Origin of the sequence: Paenibacillus filicis (assembly GCF_038070315.1) — a bacterium.
Lineage (GTDB): Bacteria > Bacillota > Bacilli > Paenibacillales > NBRC-103111 > Paenibacillus_G > Paenibacillus_G filicis.
Window position 1 is genome coordinate 207,050 of the sequence record NZ_JBBPCC010000014.1, and the last position, 15,756, is coordinate 222,805.

Consider the following 15,756-nt stretch of genomic DNA (forward strand, 5'->3'; position numbering starts at 1 on the left):
AGAGCCAAGCGCGAGCTGCTGCGCCCGCCCGTACCCGAGATTGCCGCTTGTTCTTCATAACCGTAGGCGACGAGGCTTACGGTTATTTGTGTTATCCGACTATGAGAGGAATGTTTGAATTTATGATCGTAAACGAACGTACAGGCGAAGCCCTAGACGCTTATTACCGTGAACTGGAGCTGCCCGCCGGAAAGCTGCATGTCTACGCCAATGAAGAGCTATTCCGCGCGCTGGATTACCAGGTATTCGCCATGGCTAACAACAATCTGCAAATTCCGAATTTGACGTATATGAGCTATACCCCGGATGTGCATGTGGGGGTAGGCACCTGCATCGGCACTACAGCCGTCTGGCCCTCAGAAGGAGGCTTCGTATCGCCCTCGATCGTCGGCAGCGATATTGGCTGCGGCATGAGGGTGCACCTGACCAATATACATCGCGACGAGCTGAAGGATATCAAGCTGCGCCGCAAGCTGGTGAAGGCCATCGACCGGTACCTGCCTGCCGAGGAGCATGCACGCGGGCACTATTCAGATATCCGGCTGGAGCATATCGTGCGCAAGGGGCTGCACGGTCTCCCGCACAAGTATGTGCCGGACCACTACACACCGAAGAAGTCGACCTCGCTGTCCCATGTGGAAAGCTCCCGGTACAGCTTCGACGAGAGCGTGCTGGACCGGTTCCCGGACCGGGTCTGGCACCGGGCTCACCGCCAGCTCGGTACGCTGGGTGGGGGCAATCATTTTGCCGAGCTGCAGGCGGTGGAGATTGACGAGCGCAGCCGTGACGTGGCCGAAAGCTGGGGCTTGTTCGACGGGCAGGTCGTCGTTATGATCCACTCCGGCTCCCGGGCCTGGGGCGGGGCAGTCAGCCAGTATGGCTCTTCGGAGCTGGTGAAGGTCATGCGCAAGCTGGGTCTCGGAACGGCCGATCCCAAACTGGTGTATGCCCCACTGGCTGAACCGGCCGCACAGGATTATGTACATCTGTTGTATTCCGCTCTGAATTATGCGGTGACGAACCGCCACCTGATCGCTTACGCGATCCGCGAGGCGTGCCGGGAGGTGCTGGGCACGGCGTTCGAGATGCGGACGCTGTATGACCTGATGCACAATTATGCCTGGGAGGAGCAGCAGGAGGGAAGCGTGCACTTCGTTCACCGCAAGGGGGCTACGCGCGCGCTGCCTGCCGGTCATCCGGACAATCCGGCGCCATATCTGGCAACGGGGCACCCGGCCTTGATCCCAGGCTCGATGGGAACGGCCTCCTACATCATGGTCGGGCAGGCGGGAGGCCGCGACAACTATTACTCGATCTGCCACGGAGCAGGCCGGATCCGGTCTCGAACGGCGACCAAGAAGCTCGTATCGGTGAAGGACTTCGCAGCCGCGCTCGGTGTAGGGACCGAAAATGAGGTGGTGATCAACCACCGTACGCTCGAGGGACTCGTTGATGAGTCGCCCCAGGCTTATAAGGATGTCGATCAAATTATCGAAAGCGTCAAAGGGGCCGGGCTGGCCATTCCGGTAGCGGCATGCCGTCCGCTGGCGACGATCAAGGGGGTATAAATATGAAGGAACTGAAGCGAGATCATGCGGTTCAGACATTGTTTATGACGGCGGAAGCCTATGAGGATGTGTTGTCGCGCATCCGGTTCGAATTAAGCGGCTTATACGGCTATGAATTCGACGCCTACGTATGCGATGACGGTAGCGAGGATTACTGGCAGCTCCTGGAGCAGGATATCCGGCATCGCTACGAAGGGCTCGAGCATGTAGCGCGCATCTTCGAGTTCGTCGAGTCCCGCGCGTTCGCGATCGACGGAGATAGTGGCACGGCGGGAGAAGCAGATGGGCGGTACCGCATCTACAGCTCGCTACGCAATAATGTATTTGCTTATCCGGCTTGGGGCGTGGCGCTGGCCCGGGTTCCGGTATTCCGCCAGCACGGGCTAAGCTGCGAGGACTTCGTCTTTGCCCGCGATGACCAGGCTCTGCAGTCCTTTCTCGCCTTCACGGCAGCCCGGCGCCGGGAGCAGGACCGCCGTCAGGTCACCGTGTTCACCGATACGAGGGACGGGATGGAGCGGCAGATCGAGCCGATCACCCGCACGGTGGACCGGGAGGACGTGATCATGGACGAGGGGCTGAAGACGGAGATCTTCCGAGCGATCGACCAATTTTTCGCGGAGGACCGGTCGTTCTACCAGTTGTACGACGTGCCGTACAAGCGGGGGATACTGCTGTACGGCAAGCCGGGCAACGGCAAGACGACGCTGGTCAAGTCGATTGCAGGCAGCATCTCTGCGCCTGTCGCGTACTGGCAGCTGACGGAGCATACGAGCAGCGCCTCGATCCAGGAGGTGTTCCAGGCGGCAGTTGCGATGGCGCCGATGGTGCTGGTGGCGGAGGATATTGATTCGATGCCACAGCATGCGCGGTCTTTTTTCCTGAACACGCTGGATGGGGCGACCTCCAAGGAAGGCATCTTCCTGATCGGCACGACGAATTTCCCGGAGCAGATCGATCCGGCGCTGATGAACCGGGCGGGGCGCTTCGACCGCGCCTATGAGATGACGCTGCCGGACGAGGAGCTGCGTCTCGCTTACCTGCGGCGCAAGCAGCTCGGCCGGCTGATCGGGGAGGAAGCGCTGCCTGAAGCGGCACGCCTGACCGATCAGTTCACCTGCGCTCAGCTCAACGAGTTGTACGTGTCCGCAGCACTGCAGTGGCATACGGAGGGCCGTGCGGAGCTGCACGCGCTGGTCCGCGCGATGAGGCAGGAGCTCGACAAGAGCCGGCGGCAGACCTGGCTGCGGGATAAGCCGGATTCTGCGGTAGGTTTTCTGGCAAGCGGGCATTAGGACTGTAACTATTCGATCTTGACCTGCGTCCAAGGGTGAAAGGAACTTTTCGTGAGGTGATGACGCTTGGACAGGTATAGACGATGGAGAGCAGGCTGGTATGGCGGGGCCGTTCTGCTGCTCGGCATGATCTCGATGATTTGGGCGCTGCCGGAGGCGGAAGCCTGCAGTCCGGAGGCTTGGTCGTATCACAGTTTGGCCGAGAAGTCTGAGGCGATCTTGTATGGCGAGGTTGTTGCTGCCCATCAGGAAGGAAGACAGGCGGTATTACGGGTCATCCGTTACGTGGGGGAGGGCGTGGCGCCGCAGACAGCGAGTCTCCCTGCCACGAGGTCCAGTCAGCGAACGCTGGAGGACATGTGCCCGGATCTGTCAACGAGGTTCGAGCCTGGGAGAGAATATCTGGTCTTTCTGAAGCAAGACGGGCCTGAGCCTGTGCTGCTGAATGAGAGCTTCACTACAGCATTGCCCATTGAGGCTGGCTTGGTGGTAGAAGCTACGCACAACGCACGGTCAACTGCGGATCAGCTTCTCGAAGAGACTGCTCATATCCGTGGCATCACCGTGCAATCCCCTCCTGCTGATGCTCCCTCGTGGGGAATGCTCCCCAAGCCCCGGTGGGGGATGATTGGAGCCGCGATGACGGCTGCGAGCCTTGGCCTGGTCATCTTGTTACGTATCCTGCGGGCCAGACGGCGCGGGTAGACACTGACGGATGAAGCTTATCGCACAAGATGAAGGTAGCTATTCTTCACAGGGCTTGCGGTTGCTGCGAAGATACGGAGAGTGTTGCACTTGATCCTGTTTTTCCCGCGACGGCTTGAGGGGAGAACAGGCTCAGTGGCCAAATTCTGCTGAAGGGACCTCCATGTACGGACGAACGAAGCTAGTAGAGAGAAAGGAGAGATTTTGTATGTTGAGCGAAGCCAGGGAAAAAACATTGAGCAAGTTGATGACGAAGATTTTACGTCATAGCCCGGAATCCTTCGGCATCAGGCTGGACGGGGCCGATGGCTCCTGTGATGCGGAAGAGCTGCTGCAGGCGCTGCGCAGGCTGCCCGATTGGTCTCGACTGACCTTGGCGGATATCGAACAGGTGGTTCGGAATTCCGACAAGCAACGATTCGAGCTCGCCGAAGGCCGCATCCGGGCCAGATACGGACACAGCAGCCTGCAGCCGGCTTATGAAGAGGCCGAGCCGCCTCCCGTGCTGTATCACGGGACGAATGAGAGCGTAATGGGGTCCATCCGGCGCGAAGGCTTGCGGCCGATGGGCCGCAGCTATGTACATTTGTCAGCGGGCAAGCATTTTGCGGTGATGGCGGGACGCAGGCGGGGAAATCTGGTGATGTTAGAAGTGGATACCTCTGAAGCTCGCCGCCACGGTATCACCTTTTATTATGCGGGCAACGAGGTGTGGCTGGCGGCTGCTATTCCGCCGGTATGTCTTCGTCAGATAGCGGATGGGGAAGGAGGCGAGCATTCATGAGTGAAGGTATTCCTGCTAAGGGACCATCACACGGCCAACTGATCGATATCGGCGTCAACCTGATGCACCGTTCGTTCCAGACGGACCGCGAAGAAATCGTATCTAGAGCTGCGGAAGCCGGTGTCAGTCCGCTGATGATCACCGGAACGAGTATGCGAAGCAGCGAGGAAGCCGCGCGCTATGCCGAGCAGTATCCGGGCAAGCTGTATGCAACGGCAGGTGTCCATCCCCATGACGCTAAGAGCTGTGGACCCCAGACACTTGCGAGGCTGCAGAAGCTGGCGGCTCTGCCACAGGTGGTGGCGATCGGGGAGTGCGGGCTGGACTATAACCGCGATTTCTCGCCGCGCGACGTGCAGCGTGAATGGTTCGAAGCCCAGATTGAGCTGGCCTGCGAGCTGAAGCTGCCGTTGTTCCTGCATGAGCGTGAGGCGCATCAAGATTTCTTGGCTCTGCTTAGGTCGCACCGGGATAGGCTGGCAGGCGGGGTTGTGCATTGTTTTACAGGAAGTGCAGCGGAGCTGTCCGCTTATTTGTCTATGGGACTGCATATCGGCATCACTGGCTGGATCTGTGATGAACGCCGCGGCAGGCATCTGCGGGAGCTGGTGAAGCGGATTCCCGCAGACCGGCTCATGCTGGAGACGGACGCGCCGTTCCTCACGCCGCGCGACCTGCCGGTCAAGCCCCGGGACGGCCGCAACGAACCGGTGTATCTGCCCCATGTGCTGCAAGCCGTGGCGAGCTGCACTGGTCGACCGGCTGATGAGATCGCACGGGACAGCACGCGGACGGCCAAGGCGTTCTTCGGCTTGGAGTAGCCGTCCATCTTCAGGTCCATGTAGAAAAAGGAGTGCGGAAACCGTCACCGGTACGCACTCCTTCTATATATTAGGTTCCCGTCGCTGTATGTTTTTGTCGCTTACAGGCTAAGGCTCCACTCATGAACCATATGGCCGTCGAGGAATTTCTCAGCTTCCAGTGCCGCCATACAACCGCTGCCTGCTGCGGTGATCGCTTGACGATACTTGCTGTCCTGAACGTCGCCGCAGGCGAATACGCCTTCGATGTTCGTCTGGGAAGTACCTGGCTGTACCAGAATGTAGCCAACCTCGTCGGTTTTGATCTGGCCGTTCAGGAAGCCGGTGTTCGGCTTGTGGCCGATCGCGACGAAGATGCCGTCGGTTTCGACGATTTCCTCGGCTCCGGTCTCGTTGTTGCGTACTTTGAGGCCGGTAACGCCTTTATCGCCAGAGATGACCTCAAGCGGCGTCCGGTTCAGGTTCCACTTGATTTTCTCGTTCTCTCTTGCACGGTCCTGCATGATCTTGGACGCGCGCAGCTCGTTGCGGCGGTTAACGATGGTCACTTCGGACGCGAAGCGGGTCAGGAAGTTTGCTTCTTCCATCGCGGAGTCGCCGCCGCCGACCACGATAATTTTTTTGCCGCGGAAGAAGAACCCGTCACAGGTTGCGCATGTGCTGACGCCCCGTCCGATGCTTTCCTTCTCGTTGGTAATGCCGAGCAGCTTGGCCGATGCGCCCGTGGAGACGATGATGCTCTCGGCGACCAGTTCTCCCATGCCCTCGACGTTCAGCTTGAACGGACGCTGGGACAGATCGACACTGTTCACCCAGCCAGTCTTGAATTCAGCGCCGAAACGCTCGGCTTGCTTGCGCATATTGTCCATCAGCTCAGGACCCATGATGCCCTCAGGGAACCCTGGGAAGTTCTCGACTTCAGTCGTCGTTGTCAATTGTCCGCCCGGCTCAGGTCCTTCGATAACGAGGGGATTCAGGTTGGCGCGTGCCAGGTAGATAGCCGCCGTCAGGCCGGCAGGTCCGGTTCCGATAATGATCGATTTGTACATAGTGATTGCCTCCGCTTCCTTGGTTCTTGTCTAGCTCATATTCATAGTATACCAGTGCTTGCTCCACAGATCATGAGCGCTTCATGATCATTTGATGAAGATCGGATGAAGATAGGTCCGATTCGGCGCTTCCATGACGACATCTATGCCTACTACCTCTGAAGAAGGTCGTCTTACGAAGTATTCCCGTCATGCGGCGTCTGTCCATCATTTCCAGTATACAGGATACGCTGCGGATGACCAAGTGCTCTGTACAGGTGGACGGGAAGCTTATTAAGCTGCTCTATTCCAAAGGCATTCCTTGAGGGAATCGATACCCGCATATGCTTTCTCAGCTTAGCGTGTTGTCCCGCTGCGAAGCTGGATATCTGCCAGGCTAGCGAAGCGCAGCCCATAGCAGGGAAAGTCCGGAGGCGAGCAGGAGCACATCCAGCACATACTGAAACGTAACGGCCTTCATGCGCCGGACCAAGGCTTTGGCAGCAAAGGTACCGAGCGTAAGCGACGCTCCCACGATCAAGCCATGCATGAGAAGCTCCGCCGGCAAGGCACCGAGCTCTTGAAAGGTTGCGACCTTGCTGGCATATAGCGCGAGCGAGCTAGCGGCTTCCGTAGCGAGGAAAGCGCCCTTCACTAATCCGTATGAGGCAAAAGCCGGTACGCTTAGCGGACCGGTGGATAGCACTAGGCCCGTCAGGAAGCCGATGCCCGCTCCAGCGAGTGAAAGCTGCCACCAGCGGATAAGAATCTGTTTGGCAGCCAGAATATGTCTAACGGGAATCATCATCAGGAAAAACAGGCCAAGTCCTGCTTCCAGCCAGATGGAAGGAAGCTCCAGCAGGGTCCGCGCGCCCAGCGCCGCGGCCGGGACTCCCGGGACCGAGTAGGCGGCGAATGCCCGCCAGTCCAGATCCCGCCACCAGGCCAGCACTCGGGCGAGATTCGCCATCAGAGCTGCTACGGCCATGATCGGTACGGCTTGCTTGGGGCCAAAGGTGAGCACAAGCACAGGCAGCAGCATGATGGACGAGCCTGTGCCGACTACACCGCTGACAGCACCCGCGGCCAGTCCTACCAGCAGTACAAATAAATAGGGTTCCAAGAGGAGATCTCCTAAATAAAATTTCCGTATTCATTCTGCCTGAACGGGGCCGTTCTTAATACTCCACGCCGCGAACCTTGGCATAAATCAACGTATCCCGCAGCGTACCGTCGACCGCGATACTGTCGCTGCGCAGTGTGGCTTCATGTGTGAAGCCTGCACGCTCGGCGACGTTAGCACTGCGCCGGTTGCGGCTGTCACAGCGGATCTCAATGCGGTTAGCGCCCAATTCACGGATCGCGAATTGTTCGATCGCTCCCACGGCCTCGGTCATATATCCCTGACCCACACAAGTCGTGCGGAGCCAGTATCCGATTTCGAATTTGCGGATATCCCAGTCGATCCGATGAAGGCCGCTGCAGCCGATCAGCGCTCCCGTATCTTTGGACAAGAGGAGCAGCCGGAGATCGGAACGGTTCAGGAAGCTCAGTCGCGCCTTACGGATATCTTCTTCGGAAGCGTCTAGGCTGGGCAGGCTTTGAGCCCAAGGCATCCAGGGACGCAGCTCTTCGATCGTTTCATGCACAGCCTCGTTGACGATTGCTCCGTCGCCCCAGAGTGGAGCGCGAATTAGCAGACGGTCGCTTTCAAAGCTTTCGAGGAAGTCCAATAATAAAGGATTTACATCTGAATTAGGCATAGGCTGACCTCCTGGAAGTCGATTGGTTTTTGTAAGGTTACCATAACTATCCAATCGGGATCAAGAGCCAAAAAAGCGGCTGTGCAGATACGGAATGTAGTATGTCCGAGAACGTAAGGAAGTGAAGCTTCACCTTGCCGCTTGAGGCAGTGGGGACTTTCCCCGTAACGAAAAAACGCCGGGTGATGGAAAGCCTCTATCCGAGGCTGCCCGATCATCCGGCGGCTGTTAGTTGAACTTATTTGGATTCGCCATTCAGGTAGTTGTAGAACGGCTTGTCCACCCAGAAGTGGTACGATTTCACCTCGGTGCCTGGCTTGATTTTCTTCAAGCCTTCGCCAATCTCGGCTGTCTTCTCTGTCAGCGAGAAGGTTTGAGCATAGTAATGGCCTTGATCGATCCGGTTATTGGCGATTTCGACATAACCGGCCTCCTTGCGGAGCGAGTAGTACAGCGGCTGCCACCAGGAGCTTGCGATCAAGCCGGGCTGATTCTCGCTGTCCTTTTTGGCATAGGCTTCAATCACGCCGTTGAATTTATCCTTCTGCTCGACTGTATCAAATTCGAACGCCAGATCGAATTCCTTCGCATACGCGATGTAGTTGCCGTTCTCGATCTGTACGACCTTGTAGTCGTCGGATTGATGCGGCTCTCCCCATTCCTTCAGATACAGGAATGCCGATGTTTTGGGCTCCAACTGAACCTTGGCGTTCAGCTTCTCGCTGCGCAGCAGACCGATCAGCTGAATGGCGTGCTTCAGGTCGCTATGGCCGTAGGTGAGGGCGCGGGATTCGTCGAAGTGAGCCGTGTAGCGATCGTCCTTCAGATTGTAGCCGGTGACCAAGCCTTGCTTCACCGCTTGGTCGACAATCTCCTGCAGCTCTGGCACCTGGATCAGGTTATGCGTATCAAACGCAGCATGGACCTTAGCGAAAATATCGGCATCGTTTACAGATCCGATATACCGCTTGGACTCGCCACGAACGGACAACAACCTGTCCAGCAGTCCTTCGGCAAACTCGCTCGTAGCCGGAGCGCTCGGGTTAAAGGCCGCTTGCGGGGCCACCAGGCCCGCATCGACGGCAGCTGCCAGCTCTTGGGCCGCTTGCAGCGTCAGCCCGCTAATATCCGTAATGCCCAGCTTGCTGACGGCTTCCTTCACCTTGGCTTCTGGATACGTGTAAGCCAGTTCCTTCAGCCCGGCGGCCTTGAGGGTGATATAGACGGCAGTGCCTCTCGTCAGAGCGGATTCCGCTTGCAGCGTGCCGCTGCTGAGGATACCTTGCTCTTGCAAAGCTAGAGCAGGCTGGTACAGGGCATTGTCCGTTGCAATGTCGGAGAACGGATTCTCTAAGGCTTTGTCGGATTTAGCTGGAGCGGCTTGAATTAGCTTGGCAACAGCGCTTACGAATTCGCCCTTAGATGGCGAAGCAGCCAGCTTGAGGCCGAAGCGGTCCTGTAAATATTGTCCAGCGCTGATCGCGTCAACGGACGATGATTGCGTTAAAGTCAGCGTAGTAACCGGAGCATAGGTCGCAGTGGTCTGGTCCTGAGCGTAAGCGGACAGGCCAGTGCTGCTAGTCGCGAGCAGCAGGGCGGTTAAGGTCAGAACCTTCCAGCCTGCAGGCTTGCGGGCTGCTTCTTGGCGTTTGGATACTGGTAAGAATGACATAATAATCCCCCTATGTAAGTGAATTCCGATAAAAATGGTTGGTTATTAAGAGGATCATACTCCGTCTCGTCAGGCCTGTCAATTCTTTTTGATCAGAAATATAACCAGTAAATAATGGCAGCCAATGCGATCCGGTAGAAAGCAAACGGTACAAGCTTCACCCGCTGGATCAGCTTGAGAAAGAAGCGGATCGAAAGCAATGCAAAGACGAAGGCGCTGACAAAGCCGGCGATGAAGAAGGGTAGGGCATCCTGCGTCATGTACTCCCAGTTTTTCAGCAAAGAAAGCCCGCTAGCGCCCATCATCACCGGCACCGCCATGATGAATGTAAAATCCGCCGCCGCCCGGTGGCTGAGGCCCAGCAGTACCCCTCCCGAGATCGTCGATCCCGATCGGGAGAAGCCCGGCCACAGGGCCAGACATTGAAACAGCCCCATCCCCAGCGCCTGCTTATACGTCATCCGGTCCACCGTATCTACCGCTGCCTGCTTGGGTCGGAAATGGTCGGCCAGGATCATCAGCACCGCCCCCAGCAGCAGCCCCATGATGACCGTCCGCACGGAGAACAAGTGCTCATCGATAAAGTCCTCGAATAGAAGTCCCAGTATGCCGAATGGAATGATTCCTACAATCACCTGCGTTAGCTTCAAGCGGCTGTTGGATGGCCGGTCAGAGCTTGTGTTTCTTTGCAGCCCGAGCAGATCTAAGAATCGGTCCTTGAATACCACCATGACGGCCAGGATAGAGCCCAATTGAATGACGACTTTGAAAGTATTAGCCACGGGGGGGGAGAACAACTGCTTCGAGTGGAGGATCAGATCGTCCACGATAATCATATGCCCGGTTGAGGAGATCGGGGCGAACTCAGTTAGTCCTTCCACAAAGCCTAATACGATGGCGACGCATAGTTCCCAGAGGTTCATGGGGCGGTTTCATCCTTTCTGAAAGGGAGATAGATGAGGGAGAGGGGCTTGTATTACTTTATGTGGGAGGAGGGGGAGAGATGCCGGGGAGACGCTATCCGATTCGCGACAGCTTCTTCTGAGGATCAGAATGGATGCGGGAGTCATGCCGTGATTGATGGTGAGGAGAATCTTATCAAACATGATTTAATTTCGAATAGAATGGTCCACTATTTTCCAAGGTTTGGTATGATAAGGTATACGTAATTGGGTATGCCAACAGGGCTCTAATGGAGGTATGTATGATAAATGAAAAAATAAATCTCTTAGAAACAAGACCTTCACTTCGATTTGATGAAATGGATCCTGATCAAGATGGAAATAAAAATACTAAGTTTGCAGATTTAATTATTGACGGTAGATCCCTCTATCAGATGCTCAAAAAGTATGATAGGGTCCCATCCTTAGGCTGGGGTAGAGTAGAGCATCAGAGACAAATGATTGATTATTTTTTACTGAAACAACAGCATGAGTATATGTACAATAGATACCCCATTTTAGTTTGCCCTTGGTGTGGAGATGAAGAATGTGGATTTATTTCAGTTATAATCGATAGAGAGGAAGATATCGTTATCTGGAAAGACTTTAAAAAAGAGCATGCTCATAAATCTATCAATCTTGGGCCGTTTTATTTTAAATGGGAAAACTATGAAAAAGCAATTATGAGTACTTATGGAACTGCAGAAACTTAATAATAGTCACAACTAGATGTATCCGATACAAGGATTACCACTAAGTACGTGAAGGAAATTCTGCACGAAGGTAAGGAAATTACTTTTCAAGAAGAGCCCAGTCTGCATAAGTTCAAATAAGAGGATATTGAGGAACTTGGGAAGTCGTGATGATAGAACCTTTGAAGGAATTTCAAGCGGTCAGGCATGTAAAGCCAGAGCTGTAGAAGGCACGCTCCACCGGATATACAAAATCAACGGCGCACGGAAGTATGCCACAATGCTAGATATCTGCGTGGAGTGTGCTGGGTGACGAACGTGTTTAAGGCTGAAAATAGTATCCCTAATAGAAGGAAACCGTTTGAATACTTTGATCCATGAGGGGCGAAGGAGATAGATTGGCGAAGTAAATCAAGCAATAAACTTTTTAACCTCGATATTTAACTGCCTACAGATGGATCGAATATCAATTGTTTTTTTCAATATAATCACCTCTAGTAAAGCAATGATAACACCAGTAATTTTTTGAGAAAATCCCCCGAATAGGGGATAGTCTGAATATTGAGGAACTTGGGAGGGGGCTATTTGCCTTTATGTCGGATGCGCAAATGAATTAGATAGATGACCTTCTTTAACAATTATATCTAGTAGGAAGTGAATCTTATGGATCTGAAGCAACTTATTGACGAGATTAAGCTTACTTATAGCTGCAATGTACACCCTAGTCGAGGGATTCCTAGGATAGAAGAGAACTATTACTTACCACGGGATCTAAAAGAGTTTTATAGTTTATGTGGTGGAATCCAATTGTTCCAAGGCTCAGACTACGCGGTAAACATTGTGGGTCCTGAAGAGTTTGTACCTGCAAATCCTGTTATTGTAGGAGAGCGTTGCTCTGAGGATATAACCTCGGATTGGTATATTATCGCTGATAATGGTTCGGGCGAGTATCTGACAATTGACTTGAACGGTAAAAGGATAGGGAGATGTTACGATAGTTTTATAGATAGACATGGCATAGTAGGGGAATGTAGCATAATCGCATTTTCATTCATGGAGCTTTTAGGCAGACTGTTTGAAAACAAAGGTAACTATTGGTATTGGCTTGAGTCTAGTTTTGATTCACTTGGAGATGCGTATGATGATATTAAGAAAGTGGAGTGAGTGAAGTTGCACCACAATAAGACTTACTGTCGTAAGGTGTACGTGCCTACCAAACTATTAATAAACACTGAACAGCCTATAGGAAAATGGACTCGAGGGGCTAAACCGGAAGTCTAAGGAGGACGTTCTCCAAAAAATCATTGAAACATGTTAAACGCCGCGCTTTGGATCCAGCGAACTGGGGCGCAATGGAATTATCCGGCAAGGATTATCCGCTAAGATATTTCCACCTGATTGAAGGGGAGATGGAGTATTAGTAAAATAAAGCTTCTAATTACTTTCTTAATGGTGCTTGTTTTAGTGACGAGCGCCTGTGAAAGTACTAAAAAAATGATTCTTATTGAAACAACTAGGACGGTTTTGGATAAGTATCAAAAGGATGAATCTTATTACTTGGTTTTAACGAATAAGTCTGGGAAAGGGGAGAGCTGCACTATATCTCTGGAGGATTGGCTGGAAATAGAAAAGGACAAACAGTATACATTTATTGTTGAAAAAGGAGATATAAAACGTTTGAAGAAATAGCTATGTCTTGGCAATTCTCGCGAGTCCCAAGTGCTGAAGAAAGTTAGCTAACTAAAGTTGGTTTGATTTTCCTACTGAACAGAATAGCGACAATGCACATCAATATGGTGAAGGTTCGAATCATTTACTGTGAATTAAGATTAAACTTTTTTAGCTAAGCCAAAGGGCTTTGCCGAAAAGAAATGAATATCTTTAGAACTGCTTCGAGAAGGAATAGAGAAAGTGTTAGCATGCAAAAAATGGGCTATGGCACTGTGTAGAAGTTTTTAATAGGATTACTGATCATTCCTATTTCAATGAACGATTTTGGCAAAGGCCTGTGTTAAGTGTAAATAGAAAACTCAGCCCTAAGTATTTGTCAGCTGGATTGTCAACAGTAAATCAGACAACTTTTTTAAGGGCTGCATGACGATACTGAATAGGGGTTAAATACTTCAAGGTTCCATGAATACGGTTCCGCAAAGCGAGACTGTCAATTAATAAGTGTAACCTTTGAAAGCAGAATCTAGCAAACAGCGAGCCGCAGCTTGACCGGAGCCTCTGGCGGGCCCGATGCACCCGCGATGGGCGAAGGGGCCTGTGGGCCTTTTTCGCTCCGGCGATCAGCCTATCAGGCCCACCCCCTCCCCATCAAGCCGCTTAGCGCACCTGGACGCGCTCCGGATAAAATACCGTGAGCTGCAGCAGAATTTGACCCCAGTTCTGCACCCGTCCTGTCCATTTTCGCAGTACATCCATGGTCGCCAGGTACAGCATCTTCAGCAGCGATTCGTCGGTCGGAAAGATGCTTTTGCCCTTGGTGACCTTTCGCAGCTGCCGATGGTAACCCTCGATCATGTTGGTTGTGTAGATGAGCTTGCGCAGCTCCGGCGGATAGGCAAAGAAGGTCGAGAGCTCCTCCCAATTCTGCCGCCATGACTTCACGAGTAACGGGTATTTCGTTCCCCATTCTTCCTCAAATCGATCCAGTTCCGCCCTCGCAGCTTCCTCCGTCGGTGCTTTGTAGATCGGCTTGAGATCAGCCGTAACTCGTTTCAGATCTTTGTAGGACACATAGCGCGTGGAACTGCGAATTTGGTGTATGATGCACTTTTGGATATCCGTTTTCGGAAAGCTGGCGCTAATCGCCTGGCTGAAGCCGGTCAGGTTGTCCACGCAGACGAGCAGGATGTCTTGGACGCCTCGGTTTTTGAGCTCATTCAAGACGCTTAGCCAGAACTTGGCCGATTCGTTCTCGCCAATCCAGATGCCCAGCACATCTTTGTTGCCATCCAGATCAACCCCGATGACCATGTAGGTCGCCTTGTTCACAATGGCCCCGTCCTGCTTGACTTTGAAGTGAATCGCATCGAGAAAGACGACCGCATAAACCGGCTGCAGTGGGCGGCTTTGCCATTCTTTGATCAGCGGTACGATTTTATTGGTTATATTGGAAATGAGAGTTGGGGATACTTCAATCCCATAGAGGTTTTGTAGGTGATCCTGGATGTCACGGGTGCTGACACCTTTAGCGTACAGGGCGACGACCTGGTCTTCAATGCCGGTCACGTTGGTTTGGTTTTTCTTGATCACCACGGGATTAAACTCGCCCAGCCGGTCCCGCGGCACTTGAATCTCCATGTCACCATACTCGGTATGCACGGTCTTTTTCCCGTAGCCGTTACGGCTGTTCTTTGTGGCTTTATTCTGATCGTAGCGCGCATAGTCGAGCTGAGTATCGAGCTCAGCTTTCAGCGCTTCCTCCAGCACATCTTTGAACATGTCTTTCAGCGTCGATTGAATGTGTTCCACGGATTGGAACTTGTGTTCATCGACAAAAGCACGGATATCTCTTTTGGTCCAAAACTTTTCGGTCATCTTGGTTTCCTCCGAATCGAGTTTTCTATGATGTCAGTATGCCCAACTTTTCTCGATTTCAAAGGTTCCACGTTCTATTTTACAGACCCCGCAAAGCAATTAGTTCATTCTCTTCTGCAGAACGATTGTCTTTCTCCGAGAAAGAGCCTGTGGTTTGTGCTTGTTTGATCCAACGATCCAAGGCCGATGCGGTGAGCCCATATTCCCCTATGGCTGATCCAGGTAATAACCCCTTCATAATGATAAAAGTAATTTCCGAGAATACATTTGAAGAAATAGTAGTCGATCTAGAGAAATATGATTGTTGTGAAGAAGCAGAAATTTAATAGTGAATTACAATGCGACCCTCCCCATGTGGTGTTTTCAAATGCTAGTCACTTCAAAAATTCAACTTAGAATGTGTCGTGCGGAAAAATAATCTATGTCACGATGAAATTAGACAGAAATTATAAAATCAGTGTATCTAAAAGACTGAATGTTATAGTTGGTGGTAACTGGAAAAAAGGTACTACCATCTTTTATGCGAAGCTCTCTTAGAGCACAGTTTCAGCTCTAAATAGGTTTTTGTTCTGTAATGATAACTTTTTAAAAGCTCGAGATGCTCTTAGCCAGAATAAGCATTTGCTCTTAAGCTTTCGAGGAGAGGATGTTTTGATCTACACGCTCATGTTCGGGATCATTTTGGTTAATATAATGTTTATTCTCAATAATTTAGTGATTATTAAAGATACATCAAAAAGTACGTTATACCTTGCTGGAGTCTGTAAAATAAAGTGTGTAAACTCCCAAAACCTATTAAAATGGAAATAAGAGAAAGGTTGGGGAGAACACATGGGATTATGGACGAAGCAGCAGCTCCGCGAGTTTATCAAGGAGAATAAATTGGTAACGGCTCAAGATGCCCAAAACGCATTGAAAAATCTATTTGCTGAGACGATTCA

Annotated in this window: 15 protein-coding genes and 1 pseudogene; 9 read left to right on the top strand and 7 right to left on the bottom strand. The window is 52.4% G+C overall.

What is annotated here, in order from left to right:
• Positions 1-122: 122 nt before the first annotated feature.
• The 5 genes from WMW72_RS21200 to WMW72_RS21220 all read left to right on the top strand — a co-directional run bounded on the left by WMW72_RS21200 (position 123) and on the right by WMW72_RS21220 (position 5,173).
• Positions 123-1,568, top strand: coding sequence for an RtcB family protein (locus WMW72_RS21200; protein WP_341417563.1), 1,446 nt, complete (start codon positions 123-125; stop codon positions 1,566-1,568).
• 2 nt (positions 1,569-1,570) lie between these two features.
• The gene (locus tag WMW72_RS21205; protein WP_423227574.1) at positions 1,571-2,863 is read left to right on the top strand and encodes an AAA family ATPase; all 1,293 of its coding nucleotides are present in this window, start codon (positions 1,571-1,573) and stop codon (positions 2,861-2,863) included.
• A gap of 66 nt (positions 2,864-2,929) precedes the next feature.
• Entirely contained in the window at positions 2,930-3,568 is a 639-nt protein-coding gene (locus tag WMW72_RS21210) for a hypothetical protein (RefSeq protein ID WP_341417564.1), read from the top strand.
• Positions 3,569-3,776: 208 nt separating this feature from the next.
• A complete protein-coding gene (locus WMW72_RS21215) occupies positions 3,777-4,352 on the top strand; it encodes an RNA 2'-phosphotransferase (RefSeq protein WP_341417565.1) in 576 nt (191 codons plus the stop codon).
• Entirely contained in the window at positions 4,349-5,173 is an 825-nt protein-coding gene (locus WMW72_RS21220; RefSeq protein WP_341417566.1) for a TatD family hydrolase, read from the top strand. The genes WMW72_RS21215 and WMW72_RS21220 overlap by 4 nt, the downstream gene beginning before the upstream one ends.
• A gap of 101 nt (positions 5,174-5,274) precedes the next feature.
• Here WMW72_RS21220 and trxB read toward each other — a convergent pair whose 3' ends face one another.
• Positions 5,275-6,222, bottom strand: a complete 948-nt coding sequence (gene trxB / locus WMW72_RS21225) for a thioredoxin-disulfide reductase (RefSeq protein WP_341417568.1) — start codon at positions 6,220-6,222, stop codon at positions 5,275-5,277.
• Between the two features lie 133 nt (positions 6,223-6,355).
• On the opposite strand from trxB, the gene WMW72_RS21230 reads away from it, so the two are divergent.
• Positions 6,356-6,499: a hypothetical protein gene (locus WMW72_RS21230; protein ID WP_341417569.1), complete on the top strand. Its 144-nt coding sequence runs from the start codon at positions 6,356-6,358 to the stop codon at positions 6,497-6,499.
• 99 nt (positions 6,500-6,598) lie between these two features.
• Here the strand turns inward: WMW72_RS21230 and WMW72_RS21235 are convergent, their stop codons facing one another.
• The 4 genes from WMW72_RS21235 to WMW72_RS21250 form a co-directional block, all read right to left on the bottom strand.
• Complete coding sequence (locus WMW72_RS21235) at positions 6,599-7,324, bottom strand: sulfite exporter TauE/SafE family protein (RefSeq protein WP_341417570.1); 726 nt, start codon at positions 7,322-7,324, stop codon at positions 6,599-6,601.
• 55 nt (positions 7,325-7,379) lie between these two features.
• The gene (locus tag WMW72_RS21240) at positions 7,380-7,964 is read right to left on the bottom strand and encodes a GNAT family N-acetyltransferase (protein ID WP_341417571.1); all 585 of its coding nucleotides are present in this window, start codon (positions 7,962-7,964) and stop codon (positions 7,380-7,382) included.
• A gap of 238 nt (positions 7,965-8,202) precedes the next feature.
• Complete coding sequence (locus WMW72_RS21245; RefSeq protein ID WP_341417572.1) at positions 8,203-9,636, bottom strand: hypothetical protein; 1,434 nt, start codon at positions 9,634-9,636, stop codon at positions 8,203-8,205.
• A 92-nt stretch (positions 9,637-9,728) separates the two neighbouring features.
• A complete protein-coding gene (locus WMW72_RS21250) occupies positions 9,729-10,559 on the bottom strand; it encodes an undecaprenyl-diphosphate phosphatase (RefSeq protein ID WP_341417573.1) in 831 nt (276 codons plus the stop codon).
• Positions 10,560-10,840: 281 nt separating this feature from the next.
• Between WMW72_RS21250 and WMW72_RS21255 the strand changes: the two genes are divergently transcribed.
• The 3 genes from WMW72_RS21255 to WMW72_RS21265 all read left to right on the top strand — a co-directional run bounded on the left by WMW72_RS21255 (position 10,841) and on the right by WMW72_RS21265 (position 12,958).
• Entirely contained in the window at positions 10,841-11,290 is a 450-nt protein-coding gene (locus WMW72_RS21255) for an oxidoreductase (protein WP_341417574.1), read from the top strand.
• 642 nt (positions 11,291-11,932) lie between these two features.
• Entirely contained in the window at positions 11,933-12,433 is a 501-nt protein-coding gene (locus tag WMW72_RS21260) for an SMI1/KNR4 family protein (RefSeq protein WP_341417575.1), read from the top strand.
• A 234-nt stretch (positions 12,434-12,667) separates the two neighbouring features.
• Complete coding sequence (locus WMW72_RS21265) at positions 12,668-12,958, top strand: hypothetical protein (RefSeq protein ID WP_341417576.1); 291 nt, start codon at positions 12,668-12,670, stop codon at positions 12,956-12,958.
• Between the two features lie 639 nt (positions 12,959-13,597).
• On the opposite strand, the gene WMW72_RS21270 is transcribed toward WMW72_RS21265, so the two are convergent.
• Both WMW72_RS21270 and WMW72_RS21275 read right to left on the bottom strand, forming a co-directional pair.
• Positions 13,598-14,815, bottom strand: coding sequence for an IS256 family transposase (locus tag WMW72_RS21270; RefSeq protein ID WP_341417577.1), 1,218 nt, complete (start codon positions 14,813-14,815; stop codon positions 13,598-13,600).
• A gap of 88 nt (positions 14,816-14,903) precedes the next feature.
• Positions 14,904-15,026 (bottom strand): annotated as a pseudogene (locus tag WMW72_RS21275) (transposase); the annotation flags it as partial.
• Positions 15,027-15,756 lie beyond the last annotated feature (730 nt).